This window comes from Solidesulfovibrio sp. C21, assembly GCF_047785625.1.
GTDB lineage: Bacteria > Desulfobacterota > Desulfovibrionia > Desulfovibrionales > Desulfovibrionaceae > Solidesulfovibrio.
Genome location: NZ_JBLODY010000046.1, coordinates 1 through 14,308, shown reverse-complemented (window position 1 = coordinate 14,308; position 14,308 = coordinate 1). Strand labels below are relative to the sequence as shown.

Here is a 14,308-nt window from a genome sequence, read left to right as displayed (position 1 = left end):
CCGTGAAAAACACCATCAAAGTTCTCGTGGTGGACGATTCCGCGCTTGTTCGTCAGACGCTCACCGATATCCTGTCCTCGGACCCCGACATTGAAGTCATCGGTGCGGCCGTCGATCCCTATGCCGCGGTCAAGCGCATGGAGATAGAGGCTCCGGACGTCATCACCCTCGATATCGAGATGCCGCGTATGGACGGCCTGACCTTTCTGCGCAAGATCATGACCCAGCACCCCATTCCGGTGGTCATCTGCTCGACGTTGACCGAATCCGGCTCGGAAACGACGCTCAAGGCCATGGAATACGGGGCCACGGACATCATCCTCAAGCCCAAGCTCGGCACCCGGCAGTTTCTCGAGGAGTCGCGCATCCGGGTGGTGGATGCGGTCAAGGCGGCGGCCCGGGCCAAGATGAAAAAGCTCTTGCCCACAAGCACGATGAAGGTCGCGCCCAAGCTCTCCGCCGACGTCGTGCTGCCGGGCCCGGTGGGCAAGGCCATGTTTCAGACCACCGAAAAGGTTGTTGCCGTGGGTGCCTCCACCGGCGGCACCGAGGCCTTGCGCGAATTCCTCGAAGCCATGCCCCAGAACTGTCCGGGCATCGCCATCGTCCAGCATATGCCCGAGCAGTTCACGGCCGCCTTTGCCAAGCGCCTGGACGGTATCTGCCGTATCACGGTCAAGGAAGCGGCCGACAACGACACGATTTTGCGCGGCCAGGCGCTTATCGCCCCGGGCAACCGTCATATGCTGCTCAAGCGCAGCGGCGCGCGCTATTACGTCGAAATCAAGGACGGCCCGTTGGTGCGCCGCCATCGGCCGAGCGTTGACGTGCTTTTCCGCTCCGCCGCCCGCTACGCCGGGAAAAACGCCGTGGGCGTCATCATGACCGGCATGGGCGACGACGGGGCCACCGGCATGCAGGAAATGCACGACGCCGGGGCCTATACCATCGCCCAGGACGAGGCCTCCTGCGTGGTCTTCGGCATGCCCCAGGAAGCCATCAAACTCGGCGGCGTGGACAAGGTCATGTCCCTCGGCGCCATCGCCGGCGAAGTGGTCCGATCCTGCTCCGGATAAGGAAGATGCGAAGCGTGCCGCCGGGGGGAAACCTTTCTGAAGAAAGGTTCTCCCCCCGGGCCCCCTTTCCAAAGACTTTCAATAATGATGGCGTGTTATCTCGACATCACCGTACCCGTGGAAAAGTTTAGGAAAGGGAGAGCGCGAGAGGGGAGAACCCTTTTTAAAGGGTTTCCCCTCTCGCACTTTCCTTATCCTCTTCCCTTCCGCCTTTTTGTCCTTCCCGAAACCCTCTGGAAACAATCCCGGTTTGGGGCTATGGTGCGGCCCTGACGCATATCGCGTCGTGACCGCAACCCAGGGCGGCGGGCCGGGACGCATTTCTCCGAAAATCGTCGCGACAGGACGCGGGGCCGGGCGAACGCCTGCGCGCCGCATGCCTGCCTTCCCGCCCGCCGCCGCTCCAAAGGCCCAACCATGGACAAGGTATTGCTCGATTACGGCAGCGGGGGGCGGGCCTCGCAGCGCATCATCAACGACCTGTTCTTCCGCCATCTCGGCAACGACATCCTGGCCCGCATGGACGACGCCGCCGTACTCACCGTAAACGGCCCCATCGCCATGAGCACGGACAGCTTCGTGGTCGATCCGGTCTTTTTCCCGGGCGGCGACATCGGCTCACTGGCCGTGCACGGCACGGTCAACGACGTGTCCATGATGGGCGCGCGACCGCTTTTTCTGACCTGCGGCTTCATCCTCGAAGAAGGCCTGCCCATGGCCGATCTCGAACGCATCGTGGCCTCCATGGGCGAGGCGGCCCGCAAGGCCGGGGTGCGCATCGTGGCCGGCGACACCAAGGTCGTGCCCAAGGGCGCGGTGGACAAGATCTTCATCAACACGGCCGGCATTGGCGAAATCCGGGTCGATCCGGCCCCGAGCGGCCACCGGGCCGCCGTCGGCGACGCGGTGCTGATTTCCGGCTCCATGGGCGATCATGGCCTGGCCATCCTGTCCACCCGCGAGGGGCTCTCCTTCGATGCTCCGGTGGTCAGCGACAGCGCCTCCCTGGCCGGCATGGTGTCCCGGCTGCTCGAAGGGCTGCCGGACGTGCATGTGCTGCGCGACCCTACGCGCGGCGGGCTGGCCACCACGTTAAACGAGATCGCCGGCCAGTCCGGGGTCGGCATCGAGCTGGACGAGGACGCCATTCCCGTGGACCCGGCCGTGACCGGCGGCTGCGCCGTGCTCGGGCTCGATCCCCTGTATCTGGCAAACGAGGGCAAGTGCATCTGCATCGTGCCCGGGGCCGATGCCGAGGCGGCCTTGCAGGTGTTGCGGTCCGATCCCCTGGGAGGAAAGGCGGCCATCATCGGCAGGGTCGTATCCGACCATCCCGGCAAGGTGGCCATGATTACGCCTCTTGGCGGGAAAAGGCTTCTCGGCATGCTCGAAGGCGAGCAACTGCCCCGTATCTGCTGACGCCGTCCGGCGGGCGGCGCCTGTGGCGGCAGCAACACTTTGACCCGATGGGAGCGCGAACATGAGCGTGTGCGATGTGGTGATCATGGGGGCCATGGGGCGCATGGGCGCGACCCTGGCCCGGCTGGCCAAGGCCGATCCGGACAACTACCGTCTGGCCGGGGCGTTGGAACGCAGCGGCTGCACCGATGGGCTGGCCGGGCTCGAATGCGCCGTGGGCGACGATCTGGCGACTGTTCTGGCCAAATGTCCGGGCGCGGTGGTGATCGACTTCACGGCCCCCCAGGCGAGCGTGGCCTCGGCGGAAATCGCGGCCAAGGCCGGCAACCCCATGGTCGTCGGCACCACGGGGCTCTCCCCCGAACAGACGGCCGCCCTGGCCCGGTCGGCGGAAAAAACGCCTATTTTTTTCGCCCCCAACATGAGCGTGGGCCTGAATGTGCTCCTCACCGTGCTGCCCGATCTCGTGCGCAAGCTCGGCCCCGCCTACAACCTCGAGATCATGGAAATCCACCACAACCGGAAAGCCGACGCGCCAAGCGGCACGGCCATCAAGCTCGGCCAGTGCCTGGCTGCGGCCCGGGGCCAGGATTACGACGCGGTCAAGCGCCATAGCCGCGACGGCATCATCGGTCCGCGCACGCCCGACGAGATCGGCGTGGCGGCGCTTCGCGGCGGCGATGTGGTGGGGGATCATACCGTCTATTTCTTCGGCCCCGGCGAACGTATCGAAGTGACGCACCGGGTGGGCAACCGGGAAACCTTTGCCCAGGGAGCCCTACGGGCCGCCGCCTGGGTGCGCCGGCAAAAGCCCGGCAAACTCTACGCCATGGCCGACATGCTGGCGTAGGGAAGGAGAGAAAAAAGTGCGAGAGGGGAAACCCTTTGAAAAGGGTTCTCCCCTCTCGCGCTCTCTCCTTCCTAAACTTTTCAACGGGTACGGTGACGTAGAGATAACACGTCATCATTATTGGAAGTCTTTGGAAAGGGGGGCCGGGGGGAGAACCTTTCTTCAGAAAGGTTTCCCCCCGGCGGCTTCAATTTCCCTGTCTAAGCGGCCGAGGCGGCAAGCTTCTCGCGCATGGCCAGCACCACGTCGCGCAGGGCCGTCTCCACGGCCTCGAAGGCGTGTGCGGCTCCTTTCGCGTCCGCGGCCCTGGCCGCCCGTTCCAGAGCATGGCTGGCCTCACGCAACAGCGGCGCGCACATGGTGGCGGCGGCACCCTTCAGCGAGTGGGCCATGAAGGCCAACTGGTCGAAATCGGCCAGGGCCAGCGCCTCGCGCATGGATTCCAGGTTGACCGGCTGTTCGGCCACGAAGGCCGCAAAAAGCTTCATGAGAAATCCGGTGTTGCCCCGGGCCTTGGTGAGAAGCCCGGACCATTCGAGAGCGCCGGCATCGACCGGCATGGGGGCTGTTGGAGTCACCTCTCGTACTGTCGTGGCTTGACGCCCCATGGCCCGCGACAGTGCCGCGGCCAGGCTTTCGGGGCTGACGGGCTTGCTCAGGTATTCGTTCATGCCGGCACGCAGGAACGTCTCACGGTCTCCCTTGAGGGCATGGGCGGTCAGCGCCACGATGGGGATTTGCGGGTCGAAGTCCCCGGTCTTGTCCTGGCGGATGGCCCGCGTCGCCTCCAACCCGTCCATCTCCGGCATCTGGATGTCCATGAGGATGATGTCGAAGCGCCGCCGCCGCAGCACCTCCAGGGCCCGGCGGCCGGTATGGGCCACCGCCACCTGGTGCCCATCCATTTCCAGCAGTTCCTGGGCATAGATCTGGTTGATGGGGTTGTCCTCGGCCAGCAGGATGGTCAGGGGGCGGGATGGCGCCGTCTGGGGGGACGCCACGGTGTCGGGGTCGTTCTCGTCGTGGTCGGCGAGCAAGCCGAAATCGATGGCACACGAAAAGACGCTGCCTTGCCCCTCTTCGCTTTCCACGTCGTAGACGCCGCCTTGCATCTCGACCAGGTGCCGCACGATGGCCAGCCCCAGCCCCGCGCCCTGGTAGCGCCGGGCCGGCGACACGTCGGCCTGGGTGAAGCTGTCGAAAATGGCCTGGATCTTGTCGCGCGGGATGCCGATGCCGGTGTCGCGCACGGCGAAGCGCAGCCGCACCTTGCCTGGGAGGGGGGTATCCTGTTCCGGACACACGGCCAGGACGACGCTGCCGGAGTCGGTGAACTTGACCGCGTTGCCGACGAGATTGATGAGAATCTGACGCAGCCGGCTGGCGTCGCCGACGAGATTCTGGGGCACCTCGCCGAGAAAACGGTATTCCAGGGACAGGCCTTTTTTGGCGGCCAGGGGGCGAAAGACGCTGACCGCCTCCTCCACCGTGGCGAACAGGTCGAACGGCATCTTGGCCAATTCGAGCGCGCCGACCTCGATGCGGGCGTAGTCCACGATGTCGTTGAGCACGGTCAAAAGCGATTGGGCCGAGTGCCGGGCCATTTCCAGGTACTCGCGCTGCTTGGTGGTCAGCTCCGTGGCCAGGGTCAGCTCGGTCATGCCCAGGATGCCGATCATGGGCGTGCGGATTTCATGCGTGATGTTGGCCAGGAAATTGCTTTTGGCGCGCTCACCGGCCAGGGCGGCTTCATGGGCGGCGGCCAGTGCCGTCTTGGCCTCCCGCAGCGCGGTGACGTCGCGAAGCCATACGCGGGTGAGCGGCAACCCCGCCTCGCCCAGGCTTTCCTGGCGCATGAGCGCCGTACGGGATGTTGTCGCAATGGTGACCTCGGTGCCGCCCGGTGACGCGCCGAGGGGAATGCCGAAGGGAAGGCCCGTCAACTGGTTGGATGGCGTGCCGAATAGCGCGCTGGCGGCGTCGGTGGCGTGGAGAATGATGCCGTTTTCATCCAAGAGGAGCAGGGCGTCACCGGTCAGGCGGCCCAGGATGTCGGTGTCGCGGATCAGTTGTTCGGGCATGGGTGAATCATCCCTTGATGCAGGCCAGGAGGCGGAGCCTGGCGGTTTTGACGGCGAGCCCCAGGCCATGGGCCGCCTGGACCACTTCCTCAATGTCCTTGTAGGCTTGGGGCGCTTCCTCGCCAAGTCCGCGCAGGTCGTGGGCGCGAAGGCTGATGCCTTTTGCCGTCAGGTCGGCAAGGACGCCGCGACCGGGAAAGCGCTTGACCGCCTGCTTGCGTCCGAGTGTCCGGCCCGCGCCGTGGCAGGCCGAGGTAAAGGCGGCGGGCGGCGAGGCGTCTGTCCCGGACAAAATGTAGGAGGCGGTGCCCATGCTGCCCCCGACCAGCACCGGCTGTCCCACCCCCCGGAAGGATTGGGGCAGGTCGGGGTGGCTCGGTCCCAAGGCCCGGGTCGCGCCTTTGCGGTGGATGTAAAGTTTCCGGACGCCATGTGGCGTGGGATGGCGTTCGACCTTGCAGGTGTTGTGGGAAACGTCGTAGAGCAGGCGCAGGCGGCAGCCGGGAAAAAGCGCGGCAAAGACCTCGCGCACGAGATGGGTGATGACCTGCCGGCCGGCCAGGGCGCAGTTGATGGCCGCGCGCATGGCCCCGAGATAGCGTGCGCCTTCGGGCGATGCGATGGGGGCGCAGGCCAGGTCCGGGTCGGGCAGGGCGATGCCGTGGCGCGGCGCGGCTTGGCGCATGATGGCCATATGGTCCGTGGCCACCTGGTGTCCCAGCCCCCGGGAGCCGCAATGGATCGAAACCACGATCTGGTCCGGGCGCAGCCCATAGGCGGTCGCCGCACGCGCGTCGCAGATTTCCTCCACCCGCTGCACTTCGAGATAGTGATTGCCGCAGCCCAGCGTGCCGAGCGCATCGCGCTGGCGCTCCCGGGCGCGCGGTGAGACGGCTTCGGGATCGGCTCCGTCCATGCGGCCGCCTTCCTCGCAACGCGCGAGATTCCCGGCCTCACCGTAGCCTTCGGTCACGGCCCAGGCCGCGCCGCCCGCGAGCATCCGGTCCATGTCTCGATCCGACAGGCGAAGCCCGCCAGTGCTGCCCAGGCCGGCCGGGATCCGGGCGAAAAGCGCATCGGCCAGGGCTTCGCGTACCGGAACCACGTCCGCCGCGTCGAGGTCGGTCAGCAGGGTGCGCACGCCGCAGGCGATGTCGAAGCCCACGCCGCCGGCGCTGACCACGCCCCCGGCCTCTGGATCGAAGGCGGCTACGCAGCCGATGGGAAAGCCGTAACCCGGATGGGTGTCGGGCATGGCGGCAACGGGCGCTACCACTCCGGGCAGGCTGGCCACGTTGCGCAGTTGGGTCAGCACCTCTTCCTCCACCGCATCGATGAGCGGGGGCGAACCGAAGAGCAGGCAGGGCACGCGCATGGCGCCCGAGGGCGCAAGCTCCCAGACCAGCGCCTCCCGGCGCGTCAGATTGCGGCCTTTCATGCGTATTTCCCGTCTCCGTGACTCCATACTTCCTATCGGGAAATGTTAGGGCACGGAGCGGGAACTTTGTCAAGGCGTTGGAGCCTTGGGCGCTTTGGCAGTGGACACATCCGGGGGAAAGGCGGTGCACATGGCCTTGACCACGGCCGCGTTGCCGACGGGTGTGAGATGGGAATCCGTGGGCCAATAGTAGAGGCCGACGTCCGGGGCGCCCATGAAGGGACGCAGCATATCCAGGGTCGGAAGGCCGGCCTGGTCGAGTAGCAAGCCGACAAGGCCGTGAAGGGCATTGAGGTTTCGCGTCTCGTCGCCGGCCTTGGCCGCGAATTCGCTGCGCACCGGCACGGCCTTGAAGTCGATGTGCGGATAGAGCGCCTGCAAGGCGGTGGGAATCAGGATCACGTACAGTTTCAGGTGCTCCTGCCGCGCCAGTTGCCGCAGCTGCGCCAGGACGTCGGCCACCTGCTTCTCCTCGCGCGGGCCGAACCAGGCTGTGTCGGCAAAGGTGCGGTAGAAGGGGTGGAAGGCAAACGGCAACCCGCGTTGGGTGGGCACGGTCAGGGGCACGGGATAATAGCCGTGGGTGTCGACGGTCGGCTTGGGACCGGCGGCGAGTGCCTGTCCCGAACCCCGGCTCGCATCGCGCAGGAAGCGCACCAACCGGCGCAGGGTGAGCAGCCGCAAGTGCCGCGCCAGCCCAAGGTTGTCCTCGGCCACCCGGGAACGGTTGACGAACAGGTCCGCCGACACGTCGTTACCGATGTAAAGGAGCACGAAAACCGTGTCCCCGCCGAAATGCTCGGGCGAGCCCACGGGGGCCTGCTCGGTCAGCCGGCGCAGGATGTCGCGGTATTGGGAGAGCCCGTAGCCGTTTTTACAGGCCGCGTAGACGGGCTTTCCGGTAGCTTTCTCGTACTGGGCCGGAATGGAGGCTGCCGAGCCCGAGCCCGCGCCGTAGCAAAACGAATCGCCTATGAAAAGGACGCTGGCGTCGCGGGGCATGCGGCTGTTCCACCAGCCCAGGGCGTCGGTGCCGGATACGGTCAGGGACGGCGGATCGGGCAGGTACATGCCATAGGCCCGATAGGCGTCGTCGGCGGTGCCGGGACGTGGCGGCAGCCCGGGCTGGTTGACGTAGCCGTGGAGCCACGGCCGGTAGCGCGGGTTGGTTTCCGGGTCGAATACGCCGTAGGAATAGAGCAGTTCCCTGTGCTTGGGCGAAAAAAGGTTGGTTCGTGGTACAAGGCGATAGAGGCCGGCGTCCAGGGCCACGAGGGCTAGGTAGAACACGGCGGCGAAACAAGCCAAGCCGACAAGCCGGCGCGGCAGCCGATGGCAAAACGTCATTTTGAACATATGGAACGCGTGGGCGGGCAGGCCCGGTGCAATGCGGGGACGAAGCGGAAGGAAGGATTCGCAGCCGTTGCGTCCCCGCGGGAATGCCGTCCCGGCGGGGCCGGGACGGGAGCGTCAGATCTTGTAGAGTTTATCGCCGGGGATGATGTTGATGTTGTTTTTCTGCAAGAGTTCAATGGCCTGATCAGTGCGGTCGAAGCGGACGATAATGACCGCCGAGTGTTCGCACTGGTGCACGAAGGCGTACATGTATTCCACATTGATGCCGCCGTTGCAGAGCATTTGCAGCATGGAGTGCAGGCCGCCGGGAGAATCCGGGACTTCCACGGCCACCACGGCGTTTCTGCCCACGGTGAATCCGTGTTCCTTGAGGGCGACCTTGGCTTTCTCATGGTCGCTGACGATCAGGCGCAGGATGCCGAAATCCGAGGTGTCGGCCAGGGACAGGGCCCGGATGTTGATGCCGGCTTCGGCCAGGACACGGGTCACTTCCTCCAGGCGTCCGGCACGGTTTTCCAGGAAAATGGAAATCTGTTCGGCTTTTATCATGGCGTATCCCTCCGGATGGCGGGTTAAAAACCGTTAGGCGTGGCGCAGGTCCACAACGCGTTTGGCCTTGCCTTCCGAGCGCTGGATGCTCCGTGGTTCGACAAGCTTGACCACAGTGGTGACTCCCAGGAACTCCTTGATGTTTTTCTGGATCTTCGCTTCCAGGCGCTGGAGTTTCCGGATTTCGTCGGAGAAAAGCTTCTCATCCACTTCCACCTGAACGGTCAGTGTGTCAAGGTTGCCCTCGCGTTCGACCACGAGCTGGTAGTAGGGGGAGAGGCCTTCGGTCTCGAGCAGGATGCTTTCGATCTGGGACGGGAACACGTTGACCCCGCGGATGATCAGCATATCGTCGCTTCGGCCCTGGACGCGGATCATGCGGGCGGTGGTGCGGCCGCATTTGCAGGGCGTGTAGTTGAGGGAGGTGATGTCGCGGGTGCGGTAGCGAATCAGCGGCTGGGCTTCCTTGGTCAGGGTGGTGATGACCAGCTCGCCGGGCTGTCCCGGGGGCAGGGGCTCGAGCGTCACCGGGTCGATGACCTCGCACAGGAAATGGTCTTCCTGCAAGTGCGCCCCCTGCTGGGCTTCGGTGCACTCGATACCGACCCCCGGACCCATGACCTCGGACAGGCCGTAGATGTCGATGGCCCTGATGCCCATCTTCGTCTCGATTTCGCGGCGCATCTCGTTGGTCCAGGGCTCGGCCCCGAACACGCCGATGCGCAACGGCAGGTCCTTGATATCGATGCCGGCCTCGAGCGCGGTTTCGTACAGCACCAGGCTGTAGGAGGGAGTGCAGCAGATGACCGTGGCTCCGAAATCGCGCAGCAGCATGGCCTGCCGCCGGGTGCCGCCGCCGGAAACCGGCACCGTGGTCGCGCCGAGGCGCTCGGCGCCGTAGTGGGCGCCAAGGCCGCCGGTGAAAAGGCCGTAGCCGTAGGCCACGTGAATGATATCGCGGCGGGTGGCCCCGGCCGCCGTCAGGGACCGGGCCATCATGGTGGCCCAGTTGGCCACGTCGCGCTGGGTGTAGCCGGTTACGGTGGCCTTGCCGGTGGTGCCGGAGGAAGCGTGGATGCGCACCACGTTGTCCTTGGGCACGGCGAACAGCCCGAAGGGATAATGGTTGCGCAGGTCCTGCTTTTCGGTAAACGGCAGGTAGCGCACATCGGCCAGGCTCTTGATGTCGGCCGGGGTGATCCCGGCCTCGTCGAAGGCCTTCCGGTAGAAGGCCACGTTGGCGTAGACCCGCTCGCACTGGATCCTGAGGCGTCGCAGCTGGATGGCCTCAAGCTCGTCGCGGGGCAGGGTTTCGATATCCATGTCGAAAATCATGAGGCTTCCTCCAGATGACGGCCAAGGAAGGGATGGCTTGGCGCGCCCAATGGGATTACCTGCCCGAAAGCCGCCCGGGGCGTCAAGAGAGGGCCGCGAAAAAGGGAACTCGTCGGCCGCGCCATTTGCGGGCGCGGCGCAAATCGGATAAACCACCGTGGTTTCCCGGTATCGCCGGTATGGCCTGATAGCGGGAGACACGTACGCTCCGGAGATAAAATGCCTGAAATCACATCCGACAAGAACCTCGACGCCGTGCAGAAGGCCGTTATAGTCGCCGGCTGGCTGGCCGAGAAAAAGGCCAGGGACATCCTGGCCCTCGACGTCGCGTCCATCAACCCCGTGTGCGAAGCCATGGTCGTGGCCTCGGCCGTCAGCGCCCGCCAGGCCAAGGCGCTCGCCGATCATGTGCTGGAACAGTGCGGCACGCACGGCTTTTCCTACCTCGGCATGGAGGGCTACCGCCATGGCCAGTGGGTGCTGCTCGATTTGAACGATGTCATGGTGCACATCTTCCAGGAAGAACTGCGCCCCTTCTACAACATCGAAGGATTGTGGTCGGAGGGCCAGCGCATTGCTCTCTCCGCTCCGGCCGCCGACGAAACCAAGCCGTAATGAAACCGACACCCACGCTTCTGCTCATTCTCGACGGCTGGGGGCTGGCCCCGGCCGGCCCCGGCAATGCCGTGACCGAAGCCGGCATGCCGGCCCTCGATCGGTTGCTCGCCAAATATCCGTCCACCACCCTGGCCTGTTCGGGCCGGGCCGTGGGGCTGCCGGACGGGTTCATGGGCAACTCCGAAGTCGGCCACATGAATATCGGCGCGGGCCGGGTGGTCTACCAGGACATGACCCGCATCGACATGGCCGTGGAGCAGGGGGAGCTTGCCGCCAACCCTGTCCTGGCCGACCTGGCCAGGGCCTCCCTGGCCGCCGGCGGGCGCGTCCATCTCATGGGCCTCGTTTCGGACGGCGGGGTGCACAGCCATATCCGGCACCTTAAAGCTTTGGTTGAGACTTTTTTCGCCCTCGGCCAGCGCGATATCCTCGTGCACGCCTTTCTCGACGGCCGCGATACGCCGCCCCAAAGCGGCGCGGGCTACGTGGCCGGGCTCGAGGCCTTTTTGCGCGACAAAGGGGCCGGCCGCATCGCCAGCCTCACCGGGCGCTTTTACGCCATGGACCGCGACAAGCGTTTCGACCGGGTGGCCGAGGCCTATGCCGGCCTGACCGAAGGCCTGGGCGAATCCTTTACCGATCCCCTCGCGGCGGTCAAAGCCGCTTACGACGCTGGCCAGACCGACGAATTCGTCAAGCCCCGGGTTCTTGCCGGCGGGGACGGGGTGATCCGCGACGGCGACGCCGTGTTTTTCTTCAACTTCCGGGCCGACCGGGCCAGGGAGATCACGGCGGCGCTGACCCGCGACGATTTTGACGGCTTTGCCCGCACGGTGCGGCCGAAACTTTCGGGTTTCGCCACCATGACCGAATACGACAGCTCGTTTAAGCTGCCCGTGGCCTTTGCCCCGGAAACCCTCACCGACGTTTTGGGCGAGGTCTATTCCCGGGAAGGGCTCACCCAACTGCGCTTGGCCGAAACCGAGAAATACGCCCATGTCACCTATTTCATGAACTGCGGCCGCGAAGAGCCCTTTCCCGGCGAGGAGCGCATTCTCGTTCCGTCGCCGCGCGATGTGGCCACCTACGACTTCAAGCCCGAGATGAGCGCCGTGGCCGTCACCGACGCCTTTCTGGCCTCCATGGACAAGGGGCATAGCCTCTCCATCGTCAATCTGGCCAACTGCGACATGGTCGGCCACACCGGGATTCTCGAGGCGGCCAAGACGGCCGTGCGCACGGTCGACGCCTGCGTGGCCCGCATCGCCGTGGCCGTCGCCGACGCCGGCTGGCGCATGCTCGTCACCGCCGACCACGGCAACGCCGAGGAGATGATCGCCCCGGACGGCGGCCCCATGACCGCCCACACCCTCAATCCGGTACGCTTCATCCTCGTCGATCCGGCGAAAAAGGGCGGCACGTTGTCCCCGGGCAGGCTCGGCGACATCGCCCCCACGCTGCTTACCCTGGCCGGACTGTCCGTGCCGGCGGCCATGAGCGGAAACTGTCTTTTTGCGGAGCAGGGTTAATGAGCAACGAGTCGCGTAAACCCCTCACCCCGGCCAAGCCCGTCGGGGTGGAACTGGTGTTTCTCTATCCGTGTCCCTTCTGCCACCGCGAGGTGCCGGTGGTGGCCCCGGTCAAGCCGGCCATGATCGCCTGCGACGCCTGCCGGAACCGGTTCCCCATCGTGCCCGTGGACGACCGTTCGGTGCGCTTCGTCAAGGTGATGCTGGCCGGCGGCAAGGCGGCCGTGGACCCGGATTTCATCTGACGCCTCCCGCCCCGATTTTCCCTCGAATCGTCGCCGGATGTGGACGACCGATTCCCTTTGGGTCACTATGTTGAGGGTTCATACCAAGGAGGTCTTCCCATGCCCGTAAGCCCGCTGGCCGGAAAGCCGGCTCCCAGGTCGCTTCTTGTCAACGTGCCAAGGCTCATTGCGTCCTACTATGCCGTCATTCCCGACCCGGCCGATCCCTTGCAGCGGGTGTCCTTCGGCACCTCCGGCCACCGGGGCTCGTCCCTGGACGGGTCGTTTAACGAGCGTCATATCCTGGCCACCACCCAGGCCATCTGCGACTATCGGGCCGGCAAGGGCATCACCGGGCCGCTTTTTCTCGGCATGGATACCCACGCCCTGTCCGAGCCGGCTTTCATCACCGCCCTCGAAGTCCTGGCCGCAAACGGCGTTACCACCCGCATCCAGACCGGACGCGGCTATACCCCGACTCCGGTCATTTCCCACGCCATCCTGACCTTCAACCGCGACCACAAGGACGCCACCGCCGACGGCATCGTCATCACGCCGTCCCACAATCCCCCGGACGACGGCGGCTTCAAGTACAATCCTCCCTCCGGCGGCCCGGCCGATACCGACATCACCAGGACCGTCCAGGACATGGCCAACGCCTACCTGGAGAAGAAACTCGCCGGCGTGCGGCGCATGCCCTACGAAGCCGCGCTTCGGGCCGCCACCACCGAGGAATACGACTACGTCATGCCCTACGTGGCCGACCTGGAAAACATGGTCGACATGGCCGCCATCCGCGACTCCGGCATCCACATCGGCGTCGATCCGCTGGGCGGCTCGGGCGTGGGTTTCTGGGAACCCATGGTCGAGCGCTTCCGCCTCAATCTGTCGCTCATAAGCGACGTGGTCGACCCGACGTTTTCGTTCATGACCGTGGACAAGGACGGCAAGATCCGCATGGACTGCTCCTCGCCCTATGCCATGGCCCGCCTCATCGAACACCGCCAGTCATACGACATCGCCTTCGGCAACGACCCGGACTATGATCGCCACGGCATCGTCACCCGTTCGGCCGGGCTGCTCAACCCCAACAACTACCTGGCCGTGGCCATCAACTACCTCTTCACCACCCGCCCGAACTGGCGCGCCGACGCGGCCGTCGGCAAGACCGTGGTCTCAAGCGCCATGATCGACCGGGTTGCGGCCGGGCTTGGCCGCAAATTGTGCGAGGTGCCCGTCGGGTTCAAATGGTTCGTCCCCGGGCTCATCGACGGCTCCTTCGGCTTCGGCGGCGAGGAAAGCGCCGGCGCGTCCTATCTGCGAAAGGACGGCACGGTCTGGACCACGGACAAGGACGGCATCATCATGGACCTGCTCGCGGCCGAAATCACGGCCAAGACGGGCAAGGACCCGGCCGAACATTACGCGGCGCTGACCGAACGCTTTGGCGAGCCCATCTACGAGCGCCTCGACGCTCCGGCCAGCAAACCCCAAAAAGCCGCCCTGGCCAAGCTCTCCCCGGACATGGTCACTGTCGCCACGCTCGCCGGCGAGGCCATCGTGGCCAAGCTGACCAATGCCCCGGGCAATGGCGCGCCCATCGGCGGGCTCAAGGTGGTGACCGAAAACGGCTGGTTCGCGGCGCGCCCCTCGGGCACCGAGGACATCTATAAAATCTACGCCGAAAGCTTCAACGGCCGCGAACACCTGCAGGCGCTCCAGGCCGAGGCCAGGGAGATCGTCGACGCCGCCTTCAAGGCGGCGGGAGTATAGGGGGGGAATGCCTCCGGCGTCCAGGGGGGAAACTTTTTGAAAAAAGTTTCCCCCCTGGAC

General features: G+C 65.4%; 12 protein-coding genes. 7 read left to right on the top strand and 5 right to left on the bottom strand.

Annotated features, from left to right (window positions below):
• Nucleotides 1-2: 2 nt before the first annotated feature.
• From ACMZ6R_RS13685 to dapB, 3 genes are all read left to right on the top strand, one after another.
• A complete protein-coding gene (locus ACMZ6R_RS13685; protein WP_416112360.1) occupies nt 3-1,076 on the top strand; it encodes a protein-glutamate methylesterase/protein-glutamine glutaminase in 1,074 nt (357 codons plus the stop codon).
• A 417-nt stretch (nt 1,077-1,493) separates the two neighbouring features.
• Nucleotides 1,494-2,495 (top strand): hydrogenase expression/formation protein HypE, encoded by a 1,002-nt coding sequence (hypE, locus tag ACMZ6R_RS13680; RefSeq protein ID WP_416112358.1) that lies wholly within the window; start codon nt 1,494-1,496, stop codon nt 2,493-2,495.
• A gap of 61 nt (nt 2,496-2,556) precedes the next feature.
• Nucleotides 2,557-3,345: a 4-hydroxy-tetrahydrodipicolinate reductase gene (dapB, locus tag ACMZ6R_RS13675; RefSeq protein WP_416112356.1), complete on the top strand. Its 789-nt coding sequence runs from the start codon at nt 2,557-2,559 to the stop codon at nt 3,343-3,345.
• 200 nt (nt 3,346-3,545) lie between these two features.
• On the opposite strand, the gene ACMZ6R_RS13670 is transcribed toward dapB, so the two are convergent.
• The 5 genes from ACMZ6R_RS13670 to ACMZ6R_RS13650 form a co-directional block, all read right to left on the bottom strand.
• Nucleotides 3,546-5,426, bottom strand: coding sequence for a response regulator (locus ACMZ6R_RS13670; protein ID WP_416112354.1), 1,881 nt, complete (start codon nt 5,424-5,426; stop codon nt 3,546-3,548).
• Nucleotides 5,427-5,433: 7 nt separating this feature from the next.
• Nucleotides 5,434-6,864 carry an RtcB family protein gene (locus ACMZ6R_RS13665; RefSeq protein ID WP_416112352.1) on the bottom strand — a complete coding sequence of 477 codons (1,431 nt, stop codon included), beginning with the start codon at nt 6,862-6,864 and terminating at the stop codon, nt 5,434-5,436.
• A 69-nt stretch (nt 6,865-6,933) separates the two neighbouring features.
• Nucleotides 6,934-8,220: a hypothetical protein gene (locus ACMZ6R_RS13660; RefSeq protein ID WP_416112350.1), complete on the bottom strand. Its 1,287-nt coding sequence runs from the start codon at nt 8,218-8,220 to the stop codon at nt 6,934-6,936.
• A 114-nt stretch (nt 8,221-8,334) separates the two neighbouring features.
• Nucleotides 8,335-8,766, bottom strand: coding sequence for an ACT domain-containing protein (locus ACMZ6R_RS13655; RefSeq protein ID WP_043794147.1), 432 nt, complete (start codon nt 8,764-8,766; stop codon nt 8,335-8,337).
• Between the two features lie 36 nt (nt 8,767-8,802).
• Entirely contained in the window at nt 8,803-10,104 is a 1,302-nt protein-coding gene (locus ACMZ6R_RS13650) for a phenylacetate--CoA ligase family protein (protein ID WP_416112348.1), read from the bottom strand.
• A gap of 219 nt (nt 10,105-10,323) precedes the next feature.
• Between ACMZ6R_RS13650 and rsfS the strand changes: the two genes are divergently transcribed.
• The 4 genes from rsfS to pgm all read left to right on the top strand — a co-directional run bounded on the left by rsfS (nt 10,324) and on the right by pgm (nt 14,248).
• Nucleotides 10,324-10,719 carry a ribosome silencing factor gene (gene rsfS / locus ACMZ6R_RS13645; RefSeq protein ID WP_416112346.1) on the top strand — a complete coding sequence of 132 codons (396 nt, stop codon included), beginning with the start codon at nt 10,324-10,326 and terminating at the stop codon, nt 10,717-10,719.
• The gene (gpmI, locus tag ACMZ6R_RS13640; RefSeq protein WP_416112344.1) at nt 10,719-12,251 is read left to right on the top strand and encodes a 2,3-bisphosphoglycerate-independent phosphoglycerate mutase; all 1,533 of its coding nucleotides are present in this window, start codon (nt 10,719-10,721) and stop codon (nt 12,249-12,251) included. The genes rsfS and gpmI overlap by 1 nt, the downstream gene beginning before the upstream one ends.
• On the top strand, nt 12,251-12,496 hold the full coding sequence (locus tag ACMZ6R_RS13635; protein WP_416112342.1) for a hypothetical protein: 246 nt from the start codon (nt 12,251-12,253) through the stop codon (nt 12,494-12,496). The genes gpmI and ACMZ6R_RS13635 overlap by 1 nt, the downstream gene beginning before the upstream one ends.
• A gap of 99 nt (nt 12,497-12,595) precedes the next feature.
• Complete coding sequence (gene pgm, locus ACMZ6R_RS13630) at nt 12,596-14,248, top strand: phosphoglucomutase (alpha-D-glucose-1,6-bisphosphate-dependent) (RefSeq protein WP_416112340.1); 1,653 nt, start codon at nt 12,596-12,598, stop codon at nt 14,246-14,248.
• The last annotated feature ends 60 nt before the right edge of the window (nt 14,249-14,308 follow it).

Bases quoted from the DNA above. Each gene is read 5' to 3' on its own strand.
- hypE (WP_416112358.1), top strand. From the start codon at position 1,494: ATGGACAAGGTATTGCTCGATTACGGCAGCGGGGGGCGGGCCTCGCAG.
- dapB (WP_416112356.1), top strand. From the start codon at position 2,557: ATGAGCGTGTGCGATGTGGTGATCATGGGGGCCATGGGGCGCATGGGC.
- ACMZ6R_RS13670 (WP_416112354.1), bottom strand. From the start codon at position 5,426: ATGCCCGAACAACTGATCCGCGACACCGACATCCTGGGCCGCCTGACC.
- ACMZ6R_RS13665 (WP_416112352.1), bottom strand. From the start codon at position 6,864: ATGAAAGGCCGCAATCTGACGCGCCGGGAGGCGCTGGTCTGGGAGCTT.
- ACMZ6R_RS13660 (WP_416112350.1), bottom strand. From the start codon at position 8,220: ATGTTCAAAATGACGTTTTGCCATCGGCTGCCGCGCCGGCTTGTCGGC.
- ACMZ6R_RS13650 (WP_416112348.1), bottom strand. From the start codon at position 10,104: ATGATTTTCGACATGGATATCGAAACCCTGCCCCGCGACGAGCTTGAG.
- rsfS (WP_416112346.1), top strand. From the start codon at position 10,324: ATGCCTGAAATCACATCCGACAAGAACCTCGACGCCGTGCAGAAGGCC.
- gpmI (WP_416112344.1), top strand. From the start codon at position 10,719: ATGAAACCGACACCCACGCTTCTGCTCATTCTCGACGGCTGGGGGCTG.
- ACMZ6R_RS13635 (WP_416112342.1), top strand. From the start codon at position 12,251: ATGAGCAACGAGTCGCGTAAACCCCTCACCCCGGCCAAGCCCGTCGGG.
- pgm (WP_416112340.1), top strand. From the start codon at position 12,596: ATGCCCGTAAGCCCGCTGGCCGGAAAGCCGGCTCCCAGGTCGCTTCTT.